Origin of the sequence: Frigoribacterium sp. CFBP 13729 (assembly GCF_014841875.1) — a bacterium.
Classification (GTDB): domain Bacteria; phylum Actinomycetota; class Actinomycetes; order Actinomycetales; family Microbacteriaceae; genus Frigoribacterium.
In genome coordinates, this window is the sequence record NZ_JACYUR010000003.1 from 34,130 (window position 1) to 58,095 (window position 23,966).

32 protein-coding genes are annotated in these 23,966 nt (G+C 68.5%); all 32 read right to left on the reverse strand.

Going from position 1 to position 23,966, the window contains the following annotated elements:
• Position 1 precedes the first annotated feature (1 nt).
• Positions 2 to 538 carry a 50S ribosomal protein L6 gene (rplF, locus tag IFT77_RS10555; RefSeq protein ID WP_123547697.1) on the reverse strand — a complete coding sequence of 179 codons (537 nt, stop codon included), beginning with the start codon at positions 536 to 538 and terminating at the stop codon, positions 2 to 4.
• A 6-nt stretch (positions 539 to 544) separates the two neighbouring features.
• Complete coding sequence (rpsH, locus tag IFT77_RS10560; RefSeq protein ID WP_123547696.1) at positions 545 to 943, reverse strand: 30S ribosomal protein S8; 399 nt, start codon at positions 941 to 943, stop codon at positions 545 to 547.
• Positions 944 to 1,084: 141 nt separating this feature from the next.
• Positions 1,085 to 1,672: a 50S ribosomal protein L5 gene (gene rplE / locus IFT77_RS10565; protein WP_123547695.1), complete on the reverse strand. Its 588-nt coding sequence runs from the start codon at positions 1,670 to 1,672 to the stop codon at positions 1,085 to 1,087.
• Positions 1,672 to 2,031 (reverse strand): 50S ribosomal protein L24, encoded by a 360-nt coding sequence (gene rplX, locus IFT77_RS10570; protein WP_133738230.1) that lies wholly within the window; start codon positions 2,029 to 2,031, stop codon positions 1,672 to 1,674. Before rplX ends, rplE begins: the two co-directional genes overlap by 1 nt.
• 3 nt (positions 2,032 to 2,034) lie before the next feature.
• Positions 2,035 to 2,403 carry a 50S ribosomal protein L14 gene (gene rplN, locus IFT77_RS10575; protein ID WP_043593350.1) on the reverse strand — a complete coding sequence of 123 codons (369 nt, stop codon included), beginning with the start codon at positions 2,401 to 2,403 and terminating at the stop codon, positions 2,035 to 2,037.
• Between the two features lie 34 nt (positions 2,404 to 2,437).
• On the reverse strand, positions 2,438 to 2,734 hold the full coding sequence (gene rpsQ / locus IFT77_RS10580) for a 30S ribosomal protein S17 (RefSeq protein WP_133738229.1): 297 nt from the start codon (positions 2,732 to 2,734) through the stop codon (positions 2,438 to 2,440).
• Entirely contained in the window at positions 2,734 to 3,066 is a 333-nt protein-coding gene (gene rpmC, locus IFT77_RS10585; protein WP_123547692.1) for a 50S ribosomal protein L29, read from the reverse strand. Before rpmC ends, rpsQ begins: the two co-directional genes overlap by 1 nt.
• Positions 3,066 to 3,485 (reverse strand): 50S ribosomal protein L16, encoded by a 420-nt coding sequence (gene rplP / locus IFT77_RS10590; RefSeq protein ID WP_043593355.1) that lies wholly within the window; start codon positions 3,483 to 3,485, stop codon positions 3,066 to 3,068. The genes rpmC and rplP overlap by 1 nt, the downstream gene beginning before the upstream one ends.
• 2 nt (positions 3,486 to 3,487) lie before the next feature.
• Entirely contained in the window at positions 3,488 to 4,267 is a 780-nt protein-coding gene (rpsC, locus tag IFT77_RS10595; RefSeq protein WP_123547691.1) for a 30S ribosomal protein S3, read from the reverse strand.
• Positions 4,267 to 4,659 carry a 50S ribosomal protein L22 gene (gene rplV / locus IFT77_RS10600; protein ID WP_123547690.1) on the reverse strand — a complete coding sequence of 131 codons (393 nt, stop codon included), beginning with the start codon at positions 4,657 to 4,659 and terminating at the stop codon, positions 4,267 to 4,269. Before rplV ends, rpsC begins: the two co-directional genes overlap by 1 nt.
• Before the next feature lie 24 nt (positions 4,660 to 4,683).
• Positions 4,684 to 4,965, reverse strand: coding sequence for a 30S ribosomal protein S19 (gene rpsS, locus IFT77_RS10605; protein WP_123547689.1), 282 nt, complete (start codon positions 4,963 to 4,965; stop codon positions 4,684 to 4,686).
• 12 nt (positions 4,966 to 4,977) lie between these two features.
• Positions 4,978 to 5,817: a 50S ribosomal protein L2 gene (gene rplB, locus IFT77_RS10610; protein ID WP_123547688.1), complete on the reverse strand. Its 840-nt coding sequence runs from the start codon at positions 5,815 to 5,817 to the stop codon at positions 4,978 to 4,980.
• 19 nt (positions 5,818 to 5,836) lie between these two features.
• Positions 5,837 to 6,136, reverse strand: a complete 300-nt coding sequence (rplW, locus tag IFT77_RS10615; protein WP_123547687.1) for a 50S ribosomal protein L23 — start codon at positions 6,134 to 6,136, stop codon at positions 5,837 to 5,839.
• Entirely contained in the window at positions 6,133 to 6,795 is a 663-nt protein-coding gene (gene rplD / locus IFT77_RS10620; protein WP_123547686.1) for a 50S ribosomal protein L4, read from the reverse strand. Before rplD ends, rplW begins: the two co-directional genes overlap by 4 nt.
• A gap of 3 nt (positions 6,796 to 6,798) precedes the next feature.
• A complete protein-coding gene (gene rplC / locus IFT77_RS10625) occupies positions 6,799 to 7,449 on the reverse strand; it encodes a 50S ribosomal protein L3 (RefSeq protein WP_191330343.1) in 651 nt (216 codons plus the stop codon).
• 17 nt (positions 7,450 to 7,466) lie between these two features.
• Positions 7,467 to 7,775 carry a 30S ribosomal protein S10 gene (rpsJ, locus tag IFT77_RS10630; RefSeq protein ID WP_043593369.1) on the reverse strand — a complete coding sequence of 103 codons (309 nt, stop codon included), beginning with the start codon at positions 7,773 to 7,775 and terminating at the stop codon, positions 7,467 to 7,469.
• Between the two features lie 451 nt (positions 7,776 to 8,226).
• Entirely contained in the window at positions 8,227 to 9,057 is an 831-nt protein-coding gene (locus tag IFT77_RS10635; protein ID WP_192040730.1) for a DarT ssDNA thymidine ADP-ribosyltransferase family protein, read from the reverse strand.
• Positions 9,058 to 9,172: 115 nt separating this feature from the next.
• Positions 9,173 to 10,147 (reverse strand): DNA topoisomerase IB, encoded by a 975-nt coding sequence (locus IFT77_RS10640; protein ID WP_192040729.1) that lies wholly within the window; start codon positions 10,145 to 10,147, stop codon positions 9,173 to 9,175.
• Between the two features lie 93 nt (positions 10,148 to 10,240).
• On the reverse strand, positions 10,241 to 10,453 hold the full coding sequence (locus tag IFT77_RS10645) for an Rv0909 family putative TA system antitoxin (protein ID WP_192040728.1): 213 nt from the start codon (positions 10,451 to 10,453) through the stop codon (positions 10,241 to 10,243).
• A 160-nt stretch (positions 10,454 to 10,613) separates the two neighbouring features.
• Positions 10,614 to 11,807 (reverse strand): elongation factor Tu, encoded by a 1,194-nt coding sequence (gene tuf / locus IFT77_RS10650; protein ID WP_192040727.1) that lies wholly within the window; start codon positions 11,805 to 11,807, stop codon positions 10,614 to 10,616.
• Positions 11,808 to 11,933: 126 nt separating this feature from the next.
• Entirely contained in the window at positions 11,934 to 14,048 is a 2,115-nt protein-coding gene (gene fusA / locus IFT77_RS10655) for an elongation factor G (RefSeq protein ID WP_192040726.1), read from the reverse strand.
• Positions 14,049 to 14,132: 84 nt separating this feature from the next.
• Complete coding sequence (gene rpsG / locus IFT77_RS10660) at positions 14,133 to 14,603, reverse strand: 30S ribosomal protein S7 (RefSeq protein WP_123547680.1); 471 nt, start codon at positions 14,601 to 14,603, stop codon at positions 14,133 to 14,135.
• Positions 14,603 to 14,977 (reverse strand): 30S ribosomal protein S12, encoded by a 375-nt coding sequence (gene rpsL, locus IFT77_RS10665; RefSeq protein WP_043593380.1) that lies wholly within the window; start codon positions 14,975 to 14,977, stop codon positions 14,603 to 14,605. The genes rpsG and rpsL overlap by 1 nt, the downstream gene beginning before the upstream one ends.
• 334 nt (positions 14,978 to 15,311) lie before the next feature.
• Complete coding sequence (locus IFT77_RS10670; protein WP_192169970.1) at positions 15,312 to 15,866, reverse strand: DUF6121 family protein; 555 nt, start codon at positions 15,864 to 15,866, stop codon at positions 15,312 to 15,314.
• 140 nt (positions 15,867 to 16,006) lie between these two features.
• Positions 16,007 to 16,807, reverse strand: a complete 801-nt coding sequence (locus IFT77_RS10675; protein ID WP_192169971.1) for a hypothetical protein — start codon at positions 16,805 to 16,807, stop codon at positions 16,007 to 16,009.
• A 4-nt stretch (positions 16,808 to 16,811) separates the two neighbouring features.
• Positions 16,812 to 17,474 (reverse strand): hypothetical protein, encoded by a 663-nt coding sequence (locus IFT77_RS10680; RefSeq protein ID WP_192169972.1) that lies wholly within the window; start codon positions 17,472 to 17,474, stop codon positions 16,812 to 16,814.
• A complete protein-coding gene (pilM, locus tag IFT77_RS10685) occupies positions 17,471 to 18,520 on the reverse strand; it encodes a type IV pilus assembly protein PilM (protein ID WP_192169973.1) in 1,050 nt (349 codons plus the stop codon). The genes IFT77_RS10680 and pilM overlap by 4 nt, the downstream gene beginning before the upstream one ends.
• A gap of 31 nt (positions 18,521 to 18,551) precedes the next feature.
• Positions 18,552 to 19,385 carry a prepilin peptidase gene (locus IFT77_RS10690; protein ID WP_192169974.1) on the reverse strand — a complete coding sequence of 278 codons (834 nt, stop codon included), beginning with the start codon at positions 19,383 to 19,385 and terminating at the stop codon, positions 18,552 to 18,554.
• Positions 19,382 to 21,148: a hypothetical protein gene (locus IFT77_RS10695; RefSeq protein ID WP_192169975.1), complete on the reverse strand. Its 1,767-nt coding sequence runs from the start codon at positions 21,146 to 21,148 to the stop codon at positions 19,382 to 19,384. Before IFT77_RS10695 ends, IFT77_RS10690 begins: the two co-directional genes overlap by 4 nt.
• Complete coding sequence (locus tag IFT77_RS10700; protein WP_192169976.1) at positions 21,148 to 21,822, reverse strand: prepilin-type N-terminal cleavage/methylation domain-containing protein; 675 nt, start codon at positions 21,820 to 21,822, stop codon at positions 21,148 to 21,150. Before IFT77_RS10700 ends, IFT77_RS10695 begins: the two co-directional genes overlap by 1 nt.
• Positions 21,819 to 23,225, reverse strand: a complete 1,407-nt coding sequence (locus IFT77_RS10705) for a prepilin-type N-terminal cleavage/methylation domain-containing protein (protein WP_192169977.1) — start codon at positions 23,223 to 23,225, stop codon at positions 21,819 to 21,821. Before IFT77_RS10705 ends, IFT77_RS10700 begins: the two co-directional genes overlap by 4 nt.
• Before the next feature lie 95 nt (positions 23,226 to 23,320).
• The gene (locus IFT77_RS16900) at positions 23,321 to 23,794 is read right to left on the reverse strand and encodes a type II secretion system protein (RefSeq protein ID WP_244638736.1); all 474 of its coding nucleotides are present in this window, start codon (positions 23,792 to 23,794) and stop codon (positions 23,321 to 23,323) included.
• Positions 23,795 to 23,966 lie beyond the last annotated feature (172 nt).

The window sequence follows — 23,966 nt, forward strand, 5'->3', positions numbered from 1 at the left end:
ATTACTTACCTGACTTTCCGGCCTTGCGGCGGACGACCTCGCCGGCGTAGCGGACACCCTTGCCCTTGTAGGGCTCGGGCTTGCGCAGCTTGCGGATGTTGGCGGCGACTTCGCCGACGGCCTGCTTGTCGATGCCGACGACCGTGAGCTTGTTGTTGCCCTCGACCGTGAAGCTGATGCCCGCGGGCGGCTCGACGGTGATGGGGTGCGAGTAGCCGAGCGCGAACTCGACGTTCGAGCCCTTCGCCTGCACGCGGTAACCGGTGCCGACGACCTCGAGGCCCTTGGTGTAGCCCTGGGTCACGCCGATGATCTGGTTGGCGATGAGGGTACGGGTCAGGCCGTGCAGGGCACGCGACTCACGCTCGTCGTCGGGACGCGTCACGACGACGGTGCCCTCTTCGAGCTTGGCTTCGATGGGGCTCTTGACGACGAGCGCGAGCTCGCCCTTCGGGCCCTTGACCGAGACGGCCTGGCCGTCGATCTTCACGTCGACCCCGGCAGGGATCGAGATGGGGAGTCTTCCGATTCGAGACATGGCGGGTTACCACACGTAGGCGAGGACTTCTCCGCCTACGCCCTTCTTCTCGGCCTCACGGTCGGTCAGCAGACCGGAGGAGGTGGACAGGATCGCCACGCCGAGGCCACCGAAGACCTGGGGGATCTCGGTCGACTTCGCGTACACCCGGAGACCGGGCTTCGAGACGCGCTTGATGCCCACGATGGAGCGCTGGCGGTCGGGGCCGTACTTGAGGTCGATGGTGAGGGTCTGGCCCACACGGGCGTCCTCGACCTTCCACGACTCGATGAAGCCCTCACGCTTGAGGATCTCAGCGATGTGGGACTTGAGCTTGCTGCTGGGGAGCGAGACGGTCTCGTGGTGAGCCGAGTTCGCGTTGCGCAGTCTGGTCAGCAGGTCTGCGACCGGATCTGTCATCGTCATGCGGTTGATCTCTTCCTCATCCGGTTTCGACATCCGGTACACCGGGTGCCGACCTCGATGATCGGGCGGTCACGGAGCGATTCTCCGTGACCTCAGGGGAACGGTCGGCAACTCCGATGTGGAGTTGCCGACCGGACGATCTTAGTTGGCCTGGTCGGCCGTGCGGAACGGGAAGCCGAGAGCCTTGAGCAGAGCCCGGCCCTCGTCGTCGTTCCGGGCCGTGGTGACGACGGTGATGTCGAAGCCACGGACACGGTCGATGCGGTCCTGGTCGATCTCGTGGAACATGCTCTGCTCGTTGAGGCCGAAGGTGTAGTTGCCGTTGCCGTCGAACTGGCGGTCGCTGAGACCACGGAAGTCGCGGATGCGCGGCAGCGCCAGCGAGAGCAGTCGGTCCAGGAACTCCCAGGCACGGTCGCCACGCAGCGTGACGTGAGCGCCGATGGCCTGGCCCTCACGCAGCTTGAACTGCGCGATCGACTTGCGTGCCTTGGTGACCTGCGGCTTCTGACCCGTGATGGCGGTCAGGTCCTTGATGGCGCCGTCCATGATCTTGCTGTCGCGAGCTGCCTCGCCGACACCGGTGTTCACGACGATCTTGACCAGGCCGGGGACCTGGTGGACGTTCGTGAAACCGAAGTCGCTCTTCAGCTGCGGCAGGATCTCGGCGCGGTACTTCGCCTTGAGGCGGGGCAGCGCGGCCGGCGTGCTCGTGGTGGTGTCAGTCATCAGAGGTTCTCTCCCGACGCCTTGGCGTAGCGGACGCGGACGGTCTTGGTGACGCCGTTCTTCGTGACCGTCTCTTCGCGGAAGCCGACGCGGGTCGGCTTCTTGGTCTTGGGGTCGACGATTGCGACGTTCGAGACGTGGAGGGGGGCCTCGTGCGTCTCGATGCCACCGGTCTTGGTGCCGCGCTGCGTCTGGCCGACGCGCACGTGCTTCGTGACGAGGTTGACGCCCTCGACCACGACGCGGTTGCGCTCGACGAGGACCTCGAGGACCTTGCCCTGCTTGCCGCGGTCGCCGCCGCGGGCCTGGGTCGCCCCGGTGATGACCTGCACGAGGTCACCCTTCTTGATGTTTGCCATGACTTAGATAACCTCCGGCGCCAGCGAGATGATCTTCATGAACTTCTTGTCGCGAAGCTCGCGACCGACCGGTCCGAAGATGCGCGTGCCACGGGGGTCGCCATCGGCCTTCAGGATCACTGCGGCGTTCTCGTCGAACTTGATGTAGGAGCCGTCCGGACGACGGACCTCCTTCTTGGTGCGAACGATGACGGCCTTGACGACGTCACCCTTCTTGACGTTGCCGCCGGGGATCGCGTCCTTGACGGTCGCCACGATCACGTCACCGAGTCCGGCGTAACGACGGCCGGAGCCACCGAGGACGCGGATGGTGAGGATCTCCTTGGCGCCGGTGTTGTCGGCGATCTTGAGGCGGGATTCCTGCTGAATCACTTCTGTCTCCTTCTACGCGAGCAGACCGCGAGGCCTACTTCGCCCTCTCGAGGATCTCGACCAGGCGCCAGCGCTTGGTGGCGCTGAGCGGACGGGTCTCGCTGATCACGACGAGGTCGCCGACGCCGGCCGCGTTGGCCTCGTCGTGGACCTTCACCTTGGAGGTGCGGCGGATGACCTTGCCGTACAGGGGGTGCTTCACGCGGTCCTCGACCTCGACGACGATGGTCTTGTCCATCTTGTCGCTGGTCACGTAGCCGCGACGGGTCTTGCGGTAGCCGCGGACCTCGACGGCTGCCGAGTCGACCTCGGTCTTGTTCTCGGTGGCCATTACTTCTCCTCGGCAGTCTCGACGGTGTCGGCGGCGGGCGCCTCGTCGGCGGCGGCAGCCTTCTTGGTCGACTTCTTGGTCGCCTTGGGGGCGGCCTCGACCGGGGCGGGGGTGGCACGGATGCCGAGCTCGCGCTCACGCAGGACCGTGTAGATGCGAGCGATGTCGCGCTTCACGGCGCGCACGCGGCCGTGGTTCTCGAGCTGGCCGGTGGCCGACTGGAAGCGCAGGTTGAACAGCTCTTCCTTGGCCTTCTTCAGCTCGTCGACGAGACGCTCGTCTTCGAAAGTGTCGAGCTCGACAGGACGGAGCTCCTTGGAACCGATCGCCATTATGCGTCGCCCTCCTCGCGCTTGATGATGCGTGCCTTGAGGGGCAGCTTGTGGATTGCACGAGTGAGCGCCTCCTTGGCGATCTCCTCGCTGACGCCGCTGAGCTCGAAGAGCACGCGACCCGGCTTGACGTTGGCGACCCACCACTCGGGCGAGCCCTTGCCGGAACCCATGCGGGTCTCGGCGGGCTTCTTCGTGAGGGGACGGTCGGGGTAGATGTTGATCCAGACCTTGCCGCCACGCTTGATGTGACGCGTCATGGCGATACGAGCGGACTCGATCTGACGGTTGGTCACGTAGGCGGGCGTGAGTGCCTGGATGCCGTACTCACCGAAGCTGACCTTGGTGCCACCAGTGGCCTGGCCGCTACGGCCGGGGTGGTGCTGCTTGCGGTGCTTGACACGACGGGGGATAAGCATGGTTACGCCTCAGCTCCTGTGGTGGCGGGTGCCTTCTGCTCGCGGGGGGCGCGGTCGCTGCCCCCGCGACGTGCACCGTCACGGTCGTTGCGGCGCTCGGGGCGAGACGACTTCTGGTTCGCCTGCTCGCGCGCGAGCTCCTTGTTGGTGATGTCGCCCTTGTAGATCCAGACCTTGACACCGATGCGACCGAAGGTGGTCTTGGCCTCGTAGAAGCCGTAGTCGATGTTGGCGCGGAGGGTGTGCAGGGGCACACGGCCCTCGCGGTAGAACTCCGAGCGGCTCATCTCGGCGCCGCCGAGGCGACCCGAGACCTGGATCCGGACGCCCTTGGCGCCGGCGCGCTGGGCGCCCTGGAGGCCCTTGCGCATCGCACGCCGGAACGCCACACGAGCAGCGAGCTGCTCGGCGATGCCCTGCGCGACGAGCTGAGCCTCGGCCTCGGGGTTCTTGACCTCGAGGATGTTCAGCTGGATCTGCTTGCTCGTGAGCTTCTCGAGGTCGCCGCGGATGCGCTCGGCCTCGGCGCCACGACGCCCGATCACGATGCCCGGACGGGCCGTGTGGATGTCGACGCGGACGCGGTCACGGGTGCGCTCGATCTCGATCTTGGCCACGCCGGCGCGGTCGAGCGAGGTCTTGAGCAGCGTGCGGATCTTGATGTCCTCGGCGACGTAGTCGCTGTAGCGCTGACCGGCCTTGGTGCTGTCGGTGAACCACCGCGACACGTGGTCGGTGGTGATGCCCAGACGGAAGCCGTACGGGTTGACTTTCTGGCCCATTACTTGCTCGCCTTCTTCGTAGCAGCGGCAGCCTCGACCTCATCCGGCGTCGCGAGGACGATCGTGATGTGGCTGGTGCGCTTCAGGATCTGGAAGGCACGCCCCTGGGCACGCGGCTGGAACCGCTTGAGGGTCGCGCCCTGGTCGACGAATGCACGGCTCACGTAGAGGTCCTGCTCGTCCAGGTAGCTGTTGTCCTTGTCCGCCTTGACACGCGCGTTGGCCATGGCCGACGCGACGAGCTTGTAGACGGGCTCGCTGGCGCCCTGGGGCGCGAACTTCAGGATGGCCAGGGCCTCGAGGGCCTGCTTGCCGCGGATCAGGTTGACGACGCGACGGGCCTTCATGGGGGTGACGCGGATGTGACGCACGCGTGCGATCGACTCCACCATTTCTCTCCTCCTTACGTCGCCGCGTTAGCGGCGACGACCCTTCTTGTCGTCCTTCACGTGGCCGCGGAAGGTGCGGGTGGGCGCGAACTCGCCGAGCTTGTGGCCGATCATGCTCTCGGTCACGAACACGGGGATGTGCTTGCGCCCGTCGTGCACGGCGATGGTGTGTCCCAGCATGTTGGGGACGATCATCGAACGGCGCGACCAGGTCTTGATGACGTTCTTGGTGTTGGCCTCGTTCTGCGTGACGACCTTGCGAAGCAGGTGGTCATCGACGAAGGGGCCCTTCTTAAGACTGCGTGGCATCTTCTACAACTCCTACTTACGCTTCTTGCCAGCGTTACGACGGCGGACGATGAGCTTGTCGCTCTCCTTGTTGGGGTGGCGCGTGCGGCCCTCTTTCTGGCCCCACGGGCTGACCGGGTGGCGTCCACCGGAGGTCTTGCCCTCACCACCACCGTGCGGGTGGTCGACGGGGTTCATGGCGACACCACGGACGGTCGGGCGGACGCCCTTCCAGCGCATGCGGCCGGCCTTGCCCCAGTTGATGTTCGACTGCTCGGCGTTGCCGACCTCGCCGATGGTGGCGCGGCAGCGTGCGTCGACGTTGCGGACCTCGCCCGACGGCAGGCGGAGCTGCGCGTAGGGGCCGTCCTTGGCGACGAGACGCACCGAGGCACCAGCCGAGCGGGCCATCTTCGCGCCGCCGCCGGGCTTGAGCTCGATCGCGTGGATGATGGTTCCGACCGGGATGTTCTTGAGCGGCAGGTTGTTGCCGGGCTTGATGTCGGCGCCGGGACCCGACTCGACGATGTCGCCCTGCGACAGCTTGTTCGGCGCGATGATGTAGCGCTTCGAGCCGTCGACGAAGTGCAGGAGCGCGATGCGCGCCGTGCGGTTGGGGTCGTACTCGATGTGAGCGACCTTGGCGTTGACGCCGTCCTTGTCGTTGCGACGGAAGTCGATCACGCGGTACTGGCGCTTGTGGCCACCACCGATGTGACGCGTCGTGATCCGACCGGCGTTGTTGCGGCCACCGCTCTTGGAGAGCGGACGGAGCAGCGACTTCTCCGGGGTGGAACGCGTGATCTCCGCGAAGTCGGCGACCGACGAACCGCGACGACCAGGAGTCGTGGGCTTGTACTTACGAATAGCCATTTTGTTTTCCCTCCGGGCCCTAGCCGACAGCCGTGAAGATGTCGATGGAGCCCGACTTGAGCGTCACGATGGCGCGCTTGGTGTCCTTGCGCTTGCCGGTGCCGAAGCGGGTGCGACGGGTCTTGCCGACGCGGTTCAACGTGTTGATGCTGTCGACCTTGACGTCGAAGATCTTCTCGATCGCGAGCTTGATCTCGGTCTTGTTCGACCGCGGGTCGACGATGAAGGTGTACTTGCCCTGATCGATCAGGGAGTAGCTCTTCTCGGAGACGACGGGCGCGATGATGACGTCGCGGGGGTCCTTGCCGTAGCCGCTCATGCGGTGGCCTCCTTCTTGCTCTTCGAGGCGACGAAGCCGTCGAAGGCGCTCTTCGTGAAGACGATGTCGTCGCTGACGAGGACGTCGTAGGCGTTGAGCTGGTCGAACGTGATCACGTGGACCGTGGGCACGTTGTTGACGCTCTTGCGGGTGAGCGCGTCGTCGCGGTCGATGACGACCAGGACGTGCTTGCTCGACGAGATCGTCGAGAGCAGCTCGAGTGCGACCTTGGTCGACACCGTGTCGGCGACGAAGCTCTCGACGACGTGCACGCGAGCACCGCGGGCACGGTCGGACAGAGCGCCGAGCAGAGCGGCGGCGATCATCTTCTTGGGGGTGCGCTGCGAGTAGTCACGCGGCTGCGGACCGTGGACGATGCCACCGCCGGTCATCTGGGGAGCACGGATCGAGCCCTGACGAGCGCGGCCGGTGCCCTTCTGCTTGAACGGCTTGCGGCCGGCACCGGAGACCTCGCCGCGACGCTTGGTCTTGTGCGTGCCCTGGCGAGCGGCGGCCTGCTGGGCGACGACGACCTGGTGGATGAGCGGCACGTTCGTGACGACGTCGAAGATCTCGCCGGGCAGCTCGACCGTGCTGGTCTTCACGCCCTTGGCGTCGAGGACGTCCACCGAGGTGGCCGTTGCGTTGATGGTGGCCATGAGCTACTTCCCCTTCACGGCGGTGCGGACGAAGACGATGCGGCCACGAGCGCCGGGGACGGCGCCCTTGACGAGCAGCAGACCCTTCTCGGCGTCGACGGCGTGCACCGTGAGGTTGAGGATGGTGACGCGGTCCCCACCCATGCGACCGGCCATGCGCATGCCCTTGAAGACACGGCTGGGGGTCGACGAAGCACCGATCGAGCCGGGCTTGCGGTGGTTGCGGTGCGCACCGTGCGAGGCGCTGACGCCCTTGAAGTTGTGACGCTTCATGACACCGGCGAAGCCCTTGCCCTTGGAGGTGCCGACGACGTCGACCTTCTGGCCGGCCTCGAAGGTCGCGGCCGTGAGCTCCTGGCCGAGTGCGTACTCGGCAGCGTCGGCGGTGCGGACCTCGGTGAGGTGGCGGCGGGGCGTGACGCCCGCGGCGTCGAAGTGGCCCGTGGCGGGCTTGTTCGACTTGCGGGGGTCGATGGGGCCGGCGGCGATCTGGACGGCGCTGTAGCCGTCCTTCTCGAGCGAGCGGATCTGGGTCACGACGTTGGGAGCGATCTCCACGACGGTGACGGGGACGAGCTTGTTGTTCTCGTCCCAGACCTGGGTCATGCCGAGCTTCTTGCCCAGGAGGCCCTTGACGTTCTTGGTGCTGCTGATGGTCATGGTCGCCTCCCCTAGAGCTTGATCTCGATGTTGACGTCGGCCGGGAGGTCGAGGCGCATGAGCGAGTCGACTGCCTTGGGCGTCGGGTCGACGATGTCGATGAGGCGCTTGTGCGTGCGCTTCTCGAAGTGCTCGCGCGAGTCCTTGTACTTGTGGGGCGAACGGATCACGACGACCACGTTCTTCTCGGTCGGCAGCGGCACGGGGCCGACCACCGTGGCGCCCGCGCGGGTGACCGTGTCGACGATCTTTCGCGCGGAGGTGTCGATGACCTCGTGGTCGTACGACTTCAGCCGGATGCGGATCTTCTGTCCCGCCATGTGTGACTCTCTCTCGTTCGGACGTCGCGCACCTCGGGGGCCGCCTGACGCTGTTCGCTGGGCGAACATCTGGCTCTACACGATCTCCGAGGGCTGTCGCCCTCGCGTACCGCTGTTCTGGTGTCAAGCCATCTCGGGAACGATGCGGGCGGCCGCCCGACGGGTTCCGCGCGAGAGGACCTCGGGGAGGTCATCATCGTGTCCACCGTCGCGCAGAGCTCGGCCCTGGCGGTGTTCCTGTGTGAGATGTGTCCTGCTACCCGCGGCCCAGACGTCTTGCGTCTGTGCACTGCCTGGCAGTGATCCGGCACTCGCGCACGGCGAGCTCGGAATGTTGAACTAGACGATTTTGCCACACCTGGGCACAAGCTGCAACCCGGGCGTGTCGTGGATGTCGGCCACGCTGTCGAGGGGGCCGGACGGGCCCCCTCGGGTCTTCCTCAGGCCGTCGTCAGGCCGTCTCGGCGGGGCGGAACCACGGCGGGTAGACCGCCACGCGAGGGGCCGCACCCCCGGCCTCGACCAGCAGCTGCTTGACCCGGTCGCGCATCTTGTCGTTCGGGACGCCGATCAGCATGACGGAGTCGAGCGGGACGGCGTGCGGGACGAGCACCTCGGGCTCGAGCAGGTCGGGGTCGGCGAGCGAGAAGCGGCGCACCATCGAGGAGGCGGCGTCGACGCCGGCCGCCGAGCGGACCCCCTGCACAGCGGCGTCGCGCTCGGTGACGACGAAGTCGTCCTCCAGCGCGGTCACGGGCACGACGAGCATCACGAAGTCGGTCGCCTTCGCGCTGCGGGCGGCGTCGGACCACTCGTAGCCCTCGGCACCCGAGCGGAGGACCTCCCACGCGGAGGCGTGCGGCGAGAGGGAGAAGGGCACGTGCGCGGCCACGGCGGAGCCGGAGGCGGTCGTCACGCCGGCGCGGAGGGCGCGTGTCGCCTCGGAGCTCACGTCGAGGACGGGGGCCGCCTCGGCGGCGGGGACGAGCTCGCCCGCGGCGAACACGGCGGGCAGGTTGCTCACGTGGGTCCAGTGGTAGACGCGCTGCGCCTCGAACGCGGGCGCGACGCGAGCGGCGGACTGCGCAGCGACCGCCACGGCGGCGGAGTCCCGGGCGAGGGCCGGCGTGCTGCGCAGCGACTCGGGCTTGCGCGACGGCGCGCGGCGCTTGGTGACCAGCGTCCGTGCCTGCCCGTCAGCGTCGAGCAGGGGCTCCCGCTTGCGCGGTGCGCAGATGTCGCACAGCTCTCGCTCGAAACCGTGGATGCACTCGTCAGTCACTGCAGTTGGTCCTCTCGAGCGCCCGACTCGAACGGACGCAACCCTCTACGGTACGTCATGGGGCCACCCGCTCGCGACCGCCCGTGGGGCGGCGGGGCGCCTCCTCGTCGCCGGGTCAGCGGAAGAGCAGCGACCGCACCTCGGTCTCCGCCGACCCCAGGCGGCCGGGGTCGATGGTCTCGCCGTGCAGGTAGGCGTCCACGAGACGGGGGTCGACGTACGACGAGCGGGCGACGGACGGGGTGTTGCCGAGCACGTCGGCCGCGTCGCGCATGGCCTGCGACACGGCAGCCTTCCTCCGGCCCGCTCCCGCCTGCGGGCCCGTCCTCGCGAGGCTGACCGCGGCGGCGACGGTGCCGTGAAGGGTGCGGAAGTCCTTGGCCGTGAAGTCGTCCCCAGCGCGGAGCTTCACGTACTCGTTGATCTCGGAGGCGTGCAGCGGTCGCCAAGGAGAGCCTGCCTCGGGACGCCAGGCGAGCAGGCGAGCCCGTCCGCCGCGCTGCTTGCAGCTGCGCACGACCGTCGCGAGGTCGTGGTCTCGGATCTCGGAGTCCCAGTCCTGGCCGCTCTTGCCCGGGAAGGCGAGCGAGACGACGTCGCCCGACACCTTCGCGTGCGCGCACAACAAGGTGCTGAGGCCGTGGCTGCCGTGCTGCTCGGCGTACCGCTCCGACCCGACCCGCAGGGAGCCGGTGTCGAGCATGCGGAAGGCCGCCGCGAGGGCGCGGTCACGTACCGGCTCATCGAGGCGCAGGTCGCGTGTCACGAGACGTCGCGCCGCGGGGAGGGACTCGGCCAGGGCGAGGGCGCGGTCGAATTTTAGGCGGTCCTTCTGCTCACGCCAGGTCGGGTGGTAGATGTACTGGCGCCGCCCGGCGCCGTCGACGCCCGTCGCCTGGATGTGCCCGTTCGCGTAGGGGGCGATCCAGACGTCCGTCCAGGCAGGGGGGATGCCCAGGTGCTCGCACCGCTCACGGAGCTCGGGGTCGGTGACGGTGGCGCCGTCCGCGTCACGGTAGGTGAAGCCCGCCCCGCTCCGGACGCGCGTGAGGCCCGGGGAGCTCGAGTTCGTCCTGCGGAGGCGCGGCATCAGTCGATCGAACCACCGAGGCAGGCCGCGTGGTCGGCCCCGGCACAGGAGACGCCCCGCCCTGGAGAGGACGGGGCGTCGGGAGGACCTGGGCTACTGGTCGCCGATCTTCTTGTCGGCCTGCTCTTTCGCCTGAGCGATCTTGTCGCTGTACTTGCCCCCGGTGGCCTTGTCGGCGGCGCCGGCGACGGCGTCGAGGATCGTGTCGCTGACGCCCTCGGCCTTCTCGCTCTTCAGGGCGTCCTGGACCTTGCCGTCCTTCAGGAACTCCTGGGCCTTCTTGGTGATGTCGTCGAAGCCTGCCATGGTGCGCCTCCTCTGGGCCGGCATCTCCGGCTCGCCACCACTCTGCCGCGAAAGGGCGATCGACGCACCCCCTTCGTGCCCCCGGCGCACGACGAGAGGGGCCGGGCCCTCTCGGGCCCGACCCCTCTCGGGTGTTCGGGTGGTGCTGGTGCGGCAGGTGCTACTTGAGGATCTTGACGACCGTGCCGGCGCCGACCGTGCGGCCACCCTCGCGGATGGCGAAGCGCAGGCCCTCTTCCATGGCGATGGGCTGGATCAGCTGGACGGTGATCTCAGTCGTGTCGCCGGGCATGACCATCTCGGTGCCCTCGGGCAGCGTGATGACACCCGTGACGTCGGTGGTGCGGAAGTAGAACTGCGGGCGGTAGTTCGCGTAGAACGGGTTGTGACGGCCGCCCTCGTCCTTCGAGAGGATGTAGACGTTCGCCTCGAACTCGGTGTGGGGCGTGATCGAGCCGGGCTTGACCACGACCTGGCCGCGCTCGACGTCCTCGCGCTTGGTGCCGCGGAGGAGGAGTCCGACGTTCTCACCGGCGCGCGCGTCGTCGAGGGTCTTGCGGAACATCTCGATGGCGGTGACGGTCGTCTTGGACGACTTCTCCTTGATGCCGACGATCTCGACCTCGTCGTTCGGCTTCAGGATGCCGCGCTCGACACGACCGGTGATGACGGTTCCACGACCGGTGATCGTGAAGACGTCCTCGACGGGCATGAGGAAGGGCTGGTCCGTGGCACGGACGGGCTCGGGGACGTTCTCGTCGACCTGGTCCATCAGGTCGGCGACCGTGGCGGCCCACTTCTCGTCGCCCTCGAGGGCCTTGAGAGCGGAGACCTGCACGACGGGGGCGTTGTCGCCGTCGAAGTCCTGGCTGGAGAGGAGCTCGCGCACCTCGATCTCGACGAGCTCGAGGATCTCCTCGTCGTCGACCATGTCGGACTTGTTGAGGGCCACGACGATGTAGGGCACGCCGACCTGGCGGGCGAGCAGGACGTGCTCACGCGTCTGGGGCATCGGGCCGTCGGTGGCGGCGACCACGAGGATCGCGCCGTCCATCTGAGCGGCGCCGGTGATCATGTTCTTGATGTAGTCGGCGTGACCGGGAGCGTCGACGTGAGCGTAGTGACGCTTCTCCGTCTGGTACTCGACGTGCGAGATGTTGATCGTGATGCCGCGCTGCTTCTCTTCGGGCGCGTTGTCGATCTGGTCGAAGGCCGACGCCTCGTTGAGGGTCGGGTACTTGTCGTGCAGCACCTTGGTGATCGCCGCGGTGAGCGTGGTCTTGCCGTGGTCGACGTGACCGATCGTTCCGATGTTGACGTGCGGCTTGGTCCGCTCGAACTTGGCCTTAGCCACTGTGGGTCCTCCTCAGGACTCGGTTGCAGTGGGGCCGGGGGCCGGGTCGATGACCCGGCCTACCGGACACTGCGGATTGGTGTGTGTACATGTTACGCGGTCGAGGAACGGCCGCGAGATTCGGGACTATTCGCCCTTGTTCTTCTGGATGATCTCCTCGGCGACGGCCGAGGGGACTTCCTGGTACGACTCGAACGTCATCGAGTAGACGGCACGACCCGAGGTCTTCGACCGCAGGTCTCCGACGTAGCCGAACATCTCCGACAGCGGCACGCTGGCCCGAACGACCTTCACACCACTGGCGTCTTCCATCGACGAGATCTGCCCGCGTCGCGAGCTGAGGTCGCCGATGACGTCGCCCATGTACTCCTCGGGCGTACGCACCTCGACCGCCATGAGCGGCTCGAGGAGAACGGGCTGGGCCTTGCGAGCCGCCTCTTTGTAGGCGATCGACCCAGCGATCTTGAAGGCCATCTCCGACGAGTCGACGTCGTGCGCCGCACCGTCGAGGAGCAGCGCCCGGACGCCCACCGTCGGGTAGCCCGCGAGGACTCCGACCTGCATGGCGTCCTGGATGCCGGCGTCCACCGAGGGGATGTACTCCCGCGGGACGCGGCCGCCGGTGACCTTGTTGACGAACTCGTAGGTCGACTCCGCCGTGACCTCGAAGGGCTCGAGCGCGATCTGGACCTTGGCGAACTGACCCGACCCACCGGTCTGCTTCTTGTGGGTGTAGTCGTAGCGCTCGATGCCCTTCTTGAGCGTCTCGCGGTAGGCCACCTGCGGCTTGCCGACGTTCGCCTCGACGTTGAACTCGCGCTTCATGCGGTCGACGAGGATGTCGAGGTGGAGCTCGCCCATGCCCTTGATGACCGTCTGGCCGGTCTCGGCGTTGAGCTCGACGCGGAACGTCGGGTCCTCCTCGGCGAGCTTCTGGATGGCCAGCGAGAGCTTCTCCTGGTCGGCCTTCGTCTTCGGCTCGATGGCGACCTCGATGACGGGCTCGGGGAACGTCATCGACTCGAGCACGATCTGCTCGGACGGGTCGCACAGCGTGTCACCGGTGGTGGTGAACTTCAGGCCGATGACCGCGTAGATGTGGCCGGCGGTGACGCTGTCGACCGGGTTCTCCTTGTTGGAGTGCATCTGGAAGATCTTGCCGATGCGCTCCTTCTTGTCCTTGGTCGAGTTGATGACCTGGGCACCCGACTCGATCGAGCCGGAGTACACGCGGACGTAGGTGAGGCGACCGAAGAAGGGGTGCACCGCGACCTTGAAGGCGAGGGCCGAGAACGGCTCGCTCGACTCGGGCTTGCGGATGATGATCTTCTCGGCGTCACGGACGTCGTGGCCCTCCATGGGAGGCACGTCGAGCGGCGAGGGGAGGTAGTCGATGACCGCGTCGAGCATCGGCTGGACGCCGCGGTTCTTGAACGCGGAGCCGCAGAAGATCGGGTAGAGCTCGCTGTTGACCGTCATCTTGCGGACAGCGCCCTTGATCTCGTCGATCGTGAGCTCTTCGCCGCCGAAGTACTTCTCGAGCAGCACGTCGTCCGACTCGGCGACCGTCTCGAGGAGCTTGGCGCGGTACTCCGCGGCCTTCTCCTTGAGGTCGTCCGGGATCTCCTCGATCTCGTACTTCGCACCCAGCTCGACGTCTCCCTTGGAGTCGCCGCGCCACGTCAGCGCGCGCATCTCGACCAGGTCGACGACGCCCTCGAACGAGGACTCCGCACCGATCGGGAGCTGCATGACGAGGGGCTTGGCACCCAGGCGGTTGATGATCGTGTCGACCGTGAAGTAGAAGTCGGCGCCGAGCTTGTCCATCTTGTTGACGAAGCAGATGCGGGGCACGTCGTACTTGTCGGCCTGACGCCAGACGGTCTCGGACTGGGGCTCGACGCCCTCCTTGCCGTCGAACACGGCGACCGCGCCGTCGAGGACGCGGAGCGAGCGCTCGACCTCGACCGTGAAGTCGACGTGGCCGGGGGTGTCGATGATGTTGATCTGGTTCTTGTTCCAGAAGCACGTCGTCGCGGCGGACGTGATCGTGATGCCGCGCTCCTGCTCCTGCGCCATCCAGTCCATCGTGGCCGCACCGTCGTGGACCTCACCGATCTTGTGGGTGATGCCGGTGTAGTACAGGATGCGCTCGGTCGTCGTCGTCTTGCCAGCATCGATGTGCGCCATGATGCCGATGTTGCGGACCTTGTTCAGGTCGGTGAGCACGTCCTGTGCCACAGGTTCCTCCGAAGGGGTAGGTGGGGAAAGCGGGAGCCGAGGAGGCGCGGTGCACGTCGTGCGCACACCGCGCCTCCGTGGCTGTTACCAGCGGTAGTGCGCGAAGGCCTTGTTCGCCTCGGCCATCTTGTGAGTGTCCTCACGGCGCTTGACAGCGGCGCCGAGGCCGTTGGAGGCGTCGAGGATCTCGTTCATGAGGCGCTCGGTCATCGTCTTCTCGCGACGAGCCTTGGCGTAGGTGGTGAGCCAGCGGAGCGCGAGCGTGTTCGCGCGGTGCGGCTTGACCTCGACGGGGACCTGGTAGGTCGAGCCGCCGACGCGGCGCGAACGCACCTCGAGGGTCGGGCGCACGTTGTCGAGCGCCTTCTTCAGCGTGACGACGGCATCCTGGTCGTTCTTGGCGGAGACGCCGGCGAGAGCACCGTAGACGATGCGCTCGGCGAGGCCCTTCTTGCCGTCGAGGAGGATCTTGTTGACGAGCTGGCTGACGATCGGCGCACCGTAGACCGGGTCGGCGACGACGGGGCGCTTGGGCGCGGGTCCTTTACGAGGCATTACTTCTTGTCCTTCTTCGCACCGTAGAGGCTACGAGCCTGCTTGCGGTTCTTCACGGCCTGGGTGTCGAGGGCGCCACGGACGATCTTGTAGCGCACGCCGGGGAGGTCCTTCACACGACCGCCGCGCACGAGCACCATCGAGTGCTCCTGCAGGTTGTGGCCCTCGCCGGGGATGTAGGCGGTGACCTCGGTGCCGTTGGAGAGCTTCACACGGGCGACCTTGCGGAGCGCGGAGTTCGGCTTCTTGGGGGTGGTGGTGTACACGCGGGTGCACACGCCACGCTGCTGGGGGTTGGACCGCAGGGCGGGGGCCTTGGTCTTGACGACCTTCGGCGTGCGTCCCTTGCGGACCAGCTGCTGGATGGTTGGCACTGGTTCTCCTTGGTTGCGCTCTGCTCTCGGCCGGTGCTGCGCCGTGCAGTGCTCTGCTCTGTCCGACCGGATGGTCGGCGTCCTCGTCTCGTCGGGACCGGGCCACATGAGGCCCTGCCCCGCCCGGCGACCGCCGCGTGACGAGCACGCGGAGCAGCTGGGGGACGGTGTGACCCTGCTCGTGCCGGGTCGTCGACCGTGGTACGAGCGGGATTTTCGGGCGCGCGATGAAGCGCACACCCGATAGAGCATAGCTTCGGCCAGGGGGTTAATCAAATGTCTCCGGGCTGCGACGGGACGCCCACGGCGAACGGCCAGGCGCCTCCCCGCCCGGTCAGCGGGCGGGCTCGGCCCTCGAGAGCAGCAGCGTGCCGAGCACGACGAGGGCGGCGCAGACGACCGCGCCGAGCACGAACGGCGACAGCGCGTAGCGGGCGGCGAAGAGCACCAGCCAGACGACCTCGCCGCGCACCACGGCGTAGCCGACGCTCCCGACGAGGAGCATGACCGCCCAGACGGCGGCGGCCGCGGAGACGACGGCGGGCCAGGGGCTCGGAGGCACGGGTCGGGGACCGGGGACGCCGCCGCCCTCGTCTCCGGGGCGCGGGCCCCGGCGGGCCGGGCGGGCGTCGTGCAGGGGCTGGGCGGGGAACGTTCCCCGCACCTCCGGCGCTCCCCCGTCGCGGGCGTCGGCGAGCGCGGCCGAGCGCATCAGGGCCAGGAGGACGACGAGGAGCGCAGAGCCGCCCATGGCCGGGCCGAGGAAGGGGCCCGCGTCGGGCTCGCCGATGACGTCGCGGTCGAGCAGCAGGCTCTCGAAGCCGGCCGTCGCCACGAGCAGGGCGCCGAAGAGGACGCTCGCCATCAGGGCGTAGACGGCACGTGTCATGAGGTGAGGGTACGCCGCGGGACGTCCGCAGGCGTCGGGCCAGGACGGGTGCGGGCGGCGGAAGAGCCCGGCTCGTCCCTGTGGAGGGAGGAGCCGGGCTCTGGGCGCTCAGCCGAGCGCAGGAGGCGCGGGTCGGCCGGTCAGCGACCGCTGGCGGTCGTGTCCGTGCCCTCGTCGGTGCCCTCGGCCTGCGTCGGCGCCGTCGTCGTGGCGTCGCCGTCGGCGGGGGCGGTGTCGCCGTCCTGGAGGACGAAGACGAGGCCGCCGACCGTCCAGGTCTGGCCCTCGGCGGTCTCGCTGCCCTCCTCGGGCTCGCTGCTCGTGATGGCGGTCACGAGGAACAGGCGCGGGCCCTTCTGGATGCGGTCGACGAAGTCCAGCGCCTGGTCGTACGAGCCCTGGATGTCGACGGTGACGGCGATCGTGGAGAAGTTCGCCGTCGTCACGGCTGGGTCGGTGACGGTCGCCGGCGCGGTCGGCAGGGCGGCCTCGGCCGGCGCGGCGGCAGCAGCGTCGGCGCTGCCGTCCGTGCCCTCCGACGACTCGGTCCCCTCCGCGGGCGCCGCCGCAGCCGGAGCCGTCGCGGACGCCGGTGCGACGTAGGACACGGGGTCAGCCGTCGTGAACGACGTCACCACGGTGCCGGCCTCGCCGGCCATCGTGTCGAGCTGCCGGATGAGAGCGGGCATGTCGGGTGCTGCGGGCACGGACGCCAGCTTGGAGTCGCGCTCCGCCTCCAGGCCCGGCAGCCCTTCGTTCTCGGCGATCAGCTGCTCGACGGCCGCCCGGATGCCCTCGTTCTGCTGGTCGACGGTCGCCTTCTGCGTGGCTGCGGTCGAGGCGGCCGTCAGCTGCGGCTGCACGCCGAGGAGGAAGCCGAGGGCGAGCACGGCGACGCCGCTCACCATCGCGATGATCAGCTTGATGCGGTTGCGGTCCATCAGGTCACTCGCTCTCAGCGGGGGCGAAGCGGTTGGAGAACGCGCCCTGGTCGATGTGCATGGTCACGGTCGCCTCGTAGACGCCCTCCTCGAGGGTGACCGAGCCGGGGGTGGCGTCCGTGTAGCCGGGCAGGGTGGCCAGGCCGTCGAGCCAGTCCGGGACGCTCGGCAGCGTCGCGCTCTGGGCCGTGAAGGTCACGGTGCCGACGCGGGCGCCCTGCAACGGAGTGTCCGACTGCTGGTACTCGGCGATGGGCGAGGCCTGGTCGATCGTGATCGTCGTCACGGTGACGCCGGCGGGCAGGGTCGCCTGAATCTGCGCGAGGTAGGAGGGCCAGGGGATCTCCGCGGCGCCGGCGACCGTCTGCGCGGCGGTGAGCAGCTGGATGTCCGACTTGACCTCGCGGACCTCGGTGTACTTGCCCTGCTCCATCAGGAGCTGCTGGGTCTCGGCCTGCGAGGCGAGCAGCTCGTCGTTCGCCTGGATCGAGACGATCGTGGCCCCTCCCGCACCGATGGCGACGACGACGGCCGCGACGGCCACCCCCATCCAGGCACGACGGACGACGATGCCCGTGTGCCGCTCGGCACGGACCTCCGGGGGCAGCAGGTCGACGCGGGGCAGTCCCCCGACGACCGCCGTGGCGGTCTTCTTCGTGCGGCTCATGCGGCGCTCCCCAGTGCGAGCCCGAGGGCCACGGTCATGTCGGAGGCGCGTCCGCGGAGGGTGGCCTCGTCGACGTTCTTGCCGAACGCGACGGTGGCGAACGGGTCGGCGACGACCACGGGCAGGCGCGTCACCTCGGACAGCGCGTCCGGGAGCCCCGGCAGCAGGGCGCCGCCCCCGGCGAGGACGATCTGCGAGATCGTCTCGGTCGACCGGGTGTTGACGAAGTACTGGACGGTGTTGCGGAAGCTGCCGAGCAGCTCGTTCACCGACTCGAAGATGGCGGCCGACGAGGCCTGCTCCTCGGCGTTGGTGATCACGGTGCTGAGGCCTCGTTGACGCTTGACGGCCACCGCCTCCTCGACCGAGATGCCCCGCTTGGCGACGATCGCCTGCGTGACGTCGTCGCCGCCCGAGGGGATGATGCGGACGAACTGCGGCACGCCGTCGGTCGCGACGATCACGGACGAGGTGCTGTGGCCGATCTCGATCAGGGCGACGGTGCCGGTGAGGCCGGGGCGGTTGACCAGGAGGCGCGTGTTCGCGAACGGGATGAGGTCGACTCCCATGGTCGACAGCCCGGCGAGCTTGCTGGCGCGGACGTTGCCGAGGACGGCGTCCTTGACGGCGGCGATGAGCAGCCCGTTGAGCACGGGGCCGTTCTCGCCCTCGCTCTCCTTGTAGGGGTAGAAGTCGAGCAGCGCGTCGGCGACGGGAACGGGCAGCATGTCCTGCACCTGGAACGGCAGCGACTCGCGGATCCGCTCGCGCGACGCCTTCGCCACGGTCAGGTCGCGGGCCAGCACGCGCTGGTTGCCCATGCCGAGCACGACGTTCTTGCTCTTGAAGCCGCCGGCGCTCCAGAGCTGCTTGAGGGCGCTGGCGACGGTCTGCGGCTCGAGCACTTCTCCGCGGCTGGCAGCACCGTCGCTGAGGGCCATCTCGGAGAAGCGGACGACGGTGGGCCGCGGCTTGTCGACGTCGGCGACCTCGACCGCACGGAGCGATCGGCTGCCGATGTCGACGCCGACGATGTTCTTCGTCATGGGGTGGTCTCTTTTCTGCGTGAGGTCGGGGTCACGCGACGCTGAGTAGCTGGAGGTAGGAGGCGGCGACGATGCCGCCGACGAGCACGCCGACCCAGGCGCCCGCGAGCATCCAGGGGCCGAAGGGGATGCCGCCGGTGCGCTGGGCACGACGGGTGGCGAGCAGGACGATCGAGAAGAGGCCGCCGAGCAGGAACGCGGCGAACGCGCCGACGACGAGCTCGCCCCAGCCGAGCCAGCCGAGCCAGAGGCCCAGCACGCCGGCGAGCTTGACGTCGCCGAGGCCCATGGCCCCGGGCTTGACGAGCGCGAGGGCCAGGTAGAAGACGAACAGGGCGGCCATGCCGACCACGCCGCGGAGCAGCGCGTCCCACTCGCCCGACAGGGCCGAGGAGGCCCCGAGCAGCACGAGGCCGACCGCGTACGACGGCAACACGATCGCGTCGGGCAGCCGGTGGTGCTCGACGTCGATGATCGCGAGCGCGACGCTCGCGCCGGCCAGCCAGAGGAACGCGACGAGCTCGAGCAGCGCGGCGACGAGCGGGGCGGCCTCGATGGGCACGTCGCCGAGCGGCCAGATGCGGGCGGCCACGACGACGAAGAACAGGCCCGTGGCGAGCTCGACGATCGGGTAACGGGCGGAGATGGCCGTCCGGCAGCTGCGGCAGCGGCCGCGGAGGGCGAGCCAGCTCAACACGGGCACGTTGTCGTACGCCTTGATCGGCGAGTGGCAGCCGGGGCAGGCGCTCGGCGGCGACGCGATCGACATGCCCGCGGGGACGCGGTGGACGACGACGTTCAGGAACGAGCCGATCAGGAGGCCGAGGCCGCCGGCGGTGAGGGCGGCGAGGAGGAGGGCGGTCACGGGACGAGCTCCTTGCCCGAGGCCGCGACGGCGGTCTTGCTCTCGACGACCTGCGTGACGCCGTAGCTGGTCGAGACGGGCGAGAGGAACTTGGGCGGGGCCGTGTAGCGCATGCGCGGGTCGTAGACGTAGGCCTTCGTGTAGCCGCTGTCGCCGTTCCCGCTGGTCGCGACGGGGCCGCGGAACTTCTGCGAGATCGAGCCGAGGACCTGCAGGGTGCCCTTGGGCTTGCCGCTGTCGGCGGCGTAGTTCTGGACCGTGAACGTGTGCGAGACGGAGAGGATGGCTGCCTGGATGACACGGTTCGACTTCGTGCGGTCGATGAGCCCGATGTCCGGGTTCTTGCTGGTGCCGTAGTTCTTGACCGGGTTGTAGACGTAGACGGCGTTCGTGCCGACGAGGCCGAGCATGTCCTTCGAGACGTCGGAGTACTTCACGTCGCCGGTGACGTAGACGAAGTTCTGCGCGGCGACGGTCACGTTGCCCTGGAGCGTGCCCTGGACGAAGACGTCGCCTGCGGTGCAGCTGTAGGTGGCGTTCACCTCGTCCTTGGCGGGGAACCCCAGCCCGTTGCCGGCGGCCGAGTCGTCCGCGTTGCGGCAGCTGAAGTTCGTCGGCTTCCCGCTCCAGTAGTTGACGTCGGTCGACGACGCCGGGACGTCCTGGACGTAGACCAGGTTGTTCGCCGGGACCGTGACGTCCTGCCCGCCGACGCTGCCGAGCGTGCCGCCCTTGGCGCCGTCGCCCGGCGTGCCGCACATCGCAGGGGCCGAGCCCTTGCTCGGGTCGGACTCGATCTGCGTGGCCTTCGTGTAGGGCGAGTAGACGTTCATCGTGCCGGCGGACTTGAACGTGATGCGGGTGGGGCCCGTGTAGAGGCACCCGGGGTTCGGGACGGTGGTCGTCTTGAGGTCGGTCCGCGTCTCCTGGCGCATGGCCTCGTTGGTCTGAGGCATGGTGATCGCCTGGGCGTAGGCGGGCTTCGACTGGCCGCCGAAGCTCGGCGTCCCCGTGCAGTTGGTGCCCGTGACCGCGACGTACCGGTTGGACCGGGTGCTCGAGGTCGTGGTCGCCCCCTTGAACTGGGTGCCGCCGCAGACCCTCATGGTGTCGTTGGTGTGCATCGGGCCGTCGATGACGTCCGTCGCCGAGAACTGGATGGTCGTGCAGCTGGGCCGCTCGGTCACCGCCCACTCGTACTTGGGCGAGCACGATGCACTCGAGAGCACCGGGTCGCTGATCTCGTAGTCGGTGAAGTAGACGTAGTCGAGGAACCCGTCCTGCTTCAGGTCGGCCACGACCGACCGCGTCGTGTCGCCGACCCGGCCCGTCGACCGGATGCGCAGCGTGCCGGCGGTCGAGTACTTCGAGTTGTCGACCTCGTACCGGTACGAGGCGCCCGTGCCGTCGCCGACCGTCTGCCAGCTTCCCGCCGTGCCCTTGCCGAACGCTGGGTTGCCGTCGGTCCCGGTGAAGGTGGAGCCCGTGCTGAAGGCCGTGACCTTCGCACCGTACTGGCTGTAAGCGTTGTTGTTGGCGAGCTTGCTCTGGTAATCCTCGACGCCGGCGTAGGCGGCCGCGATGGCCGCGTTGAAGTCGGAGTCGTCGCGGGCCTTGACCGTGCCGCTCACCGCGACGGACGCCATGGTGACGCTGAGCAGCAGCAGGACGGCACCGAGCCCGATGACGCTGGCCAGGGCGACGCCGCGGTCGGCTCCGTCGCGGCGGAGCCGGACGAGGCGGGCGTGCAGGAGGCGGATCATCAGAGGTCCCTGGCGATGTCGAGGTTGGGCAGGCCCACCGTGTTGACGAGCGTGGTGGAGGCGGCGGAGGTGTTGGCCGTCCCCGCCTGGACGCGGACCCGGACCGCGGCGATCGAACCGATCTTGGCTGCGGGGACCGCGCCGGCGGCGAGCGAGATGGTGGCGCCGTCGGCGTCGACGTAGGCGAAGAGGTCGGTGCCCGTCACGAGGGGAGACGCGACGGTGCGGGTCGTGGGCGTGGTGCCGAAGGTCCAGAAGCCGTCGGTGGAGACGACGCCGGGCCAGGTCTTCTCCTTGAGGGCGGCGCCGTCGAGGTAGTACTGCACCATCACCGGGGTCGCGTCGGACGAGCCGAGGTTGACGTACGCGTAGACGGTGACGGCGTTGGCCGCCGCCTGCGGGAAGGCGGCGTCGGGCAGGGTCTGGCCCTTGACGGGGTTCTCGGTCGCGGCACGGAGAGTGCGGGTCACGGCCGTCATGCCGTTGGTGGCGACGCGTGTGGCCGAGTCGATCGACTGCGTCTGCGAGGAGGCGCGCGAGGCGCTGACCATGAAGCCGCCGGTGATGGCGATGAGGATCGCGAAGACCATCATGGCGACGAGCAGCTCGGCCAGGCTGACGCCGGCGTCGCGCCGCTCACGGAGCGCGGCGAGGGAAGCACGGAGGCGGGTCACGGGGTCAGCCCCCGCGGGTCGAGCGTGATGGTCTTGGTCGGCATGTCGATCGATCCGCGTGTCCGGAGCACGGAGTCCTGGGGGTTGACCTGGTTGCTCGACGTGATCAGCCCGAGGTTGAGCAGGTCCGTCACCGTGTAGAACGACCACGTCCCGAACGGCAGGGCCAGCAGGGTGTCCTTCGTGACGGCGGCGAACGTGTAGGTGGACGGGACCAGGCACCCGGGGTCGCCGGCTGCGCCCGTCTTCTGCTGCACGGCCACGACCTTCACCGTGCCGCTGATCTTGCTGAGCTGCAGCACGCCCATCGGTACGCCGACCGTGGCCGACCCGCCGGGGGCAGCGCCCACGGGCACGGGGGCTGCCCCGATGGCCTTGTCGGCCGCGGGCGTGACCCACGCGGCAGGATCGGGCGAGAGGCAGCTCGACACGACGTTCGTCTTGGGGTCCGTGCTCGGGTCGAGGTGCTTGCCGGCCACGACGGCGTAGCCGCCCGAGAAGGGGAACAGCTTCGCCGGCTTCGTGGCGGCGGCGGACATCGTGTAGTCGCCCACCACGGTGCTGCGGAACGTCACGTCGAGGTTGCCGGGCAGCACCACGGGGCTCGGGAAGTTCGTCGCGAAGTTCGTCTGCAACGAGATGGCCGTGTCGTAGGAGAAGGAGGCGGTGCCGGCCCCGCCGGCCGAGACGGTGACGGGGGTGGTCGTCTGGGTGGCGGCCTGGTCGAGGCCGACCATGCCGGCCTTCGAGATGGTCACGTCGTAGTTGCCGGGGGCGACCTTGAGGGCGTAGGTGCACCCGGAGCTGTCGGTCGGGTCCAGAGCAGGGGGCGTGACGGCGCCGTTGGGGTCCTTGGCGGCCGCCTTGACGGTCGCAGTCACGCCCTCGGCGCCGGCGCCGGACGCGCCGATGACCGACACGACGATCGTGCCCTTCGCGGGGTCGTTGATCCGGCCGTTGGGCGCCAGGACGGTGGCGGAGGTGATCGGGGCGCTGACCGTGCGCTGGCCCGCGTAGGTGACCGAGACCTGCACCCGCTTGTACTGCAGGGTGCCGGTGCCGGTGCCGCAGGCGGTCGAGTTCGTGGCGGAGGTCGTCCACTCGGCGCTCCGCGCGATGGTGAACGTGGTGCCGCCGACCTCGGTGACCCAGGTCTTGGAGACGACGCTGAAGACGTCGTCCACGCTGCGGAGCAGGTCGATCTCCTGCGCGGCGAGGTTGGTGGCGACCGCCCGGGCCCGCGATTCGCGGGTGAGGACGAGCGAGTTGGTGATCGTGTAGGCGACCCCGACGGAGATGATCGTGAACACCATCATCGCGACGATGACCTCGACGAGGCTGAGTCCGGCGTCGCGCTGCGCCGGGGAGGCGGGGCGGAGGACGTCGTCGATGCGTCGGAACATGGTGGGTCACCTCCCGGTCGGGTTCGAGGGTGCGTGCAGGGGGCGGAGGGTGCGATGGGGAGGTGCAGCCGTCCAGGCCGCACCTCCCCTGCGCGTTACGCGGCGGTGCAGCCCGCGGGGAGGGTCACGGTGGCGGTGACCTGGGTGACGCCGGACGACTCGGTGGCGAAGAACACGTTGCCCGTCACGCTCTTGGCGGTCAGGCAGAACGTGGTCGGAGCCGTGCCCGTGCCCTTGGCGTACTTGATGTTGCCGTCGACCGCATCGCCCTTGGTGTACCCAGCCGCAGCGATGCCATCGACAGCGCCGACGTTCGTGTTGGTCGCGGGGAGCGAGCCGGTGTTCGTCTGGACCGTCACGATGGCGGTCTTCGCGTTGCCGACGTCGCTCTTGACCGACGAGTCCTTGGCGTTGTTCTGCACGCCGAGGTACACGGGGATGGCGATCGCGGCGAGGATGCCGATGATGATGACGACGACGAGGAGCTCGATGAGCGTGAAGCCCTTGTCCTTGTCCTGGGCGAGGTCCTGGCGGCGGGCGGAGAGCTTGCCCATGAGTGCGAAGTACATGACTGGTCCGTTCGAGATCGGGTGCGGGAGAGGTGATCGGAGGCGGTCACGTCGTTCCCGCCGGAGATGACTCTCCCAGCCCCCGAGACCCGCGAGAATCCCGCAGACGGGGGGTTTATGCCGGCGACACGGCCCCAGTCCGGGTCACCCCCGAAAGGGCAGAACCCCTGTT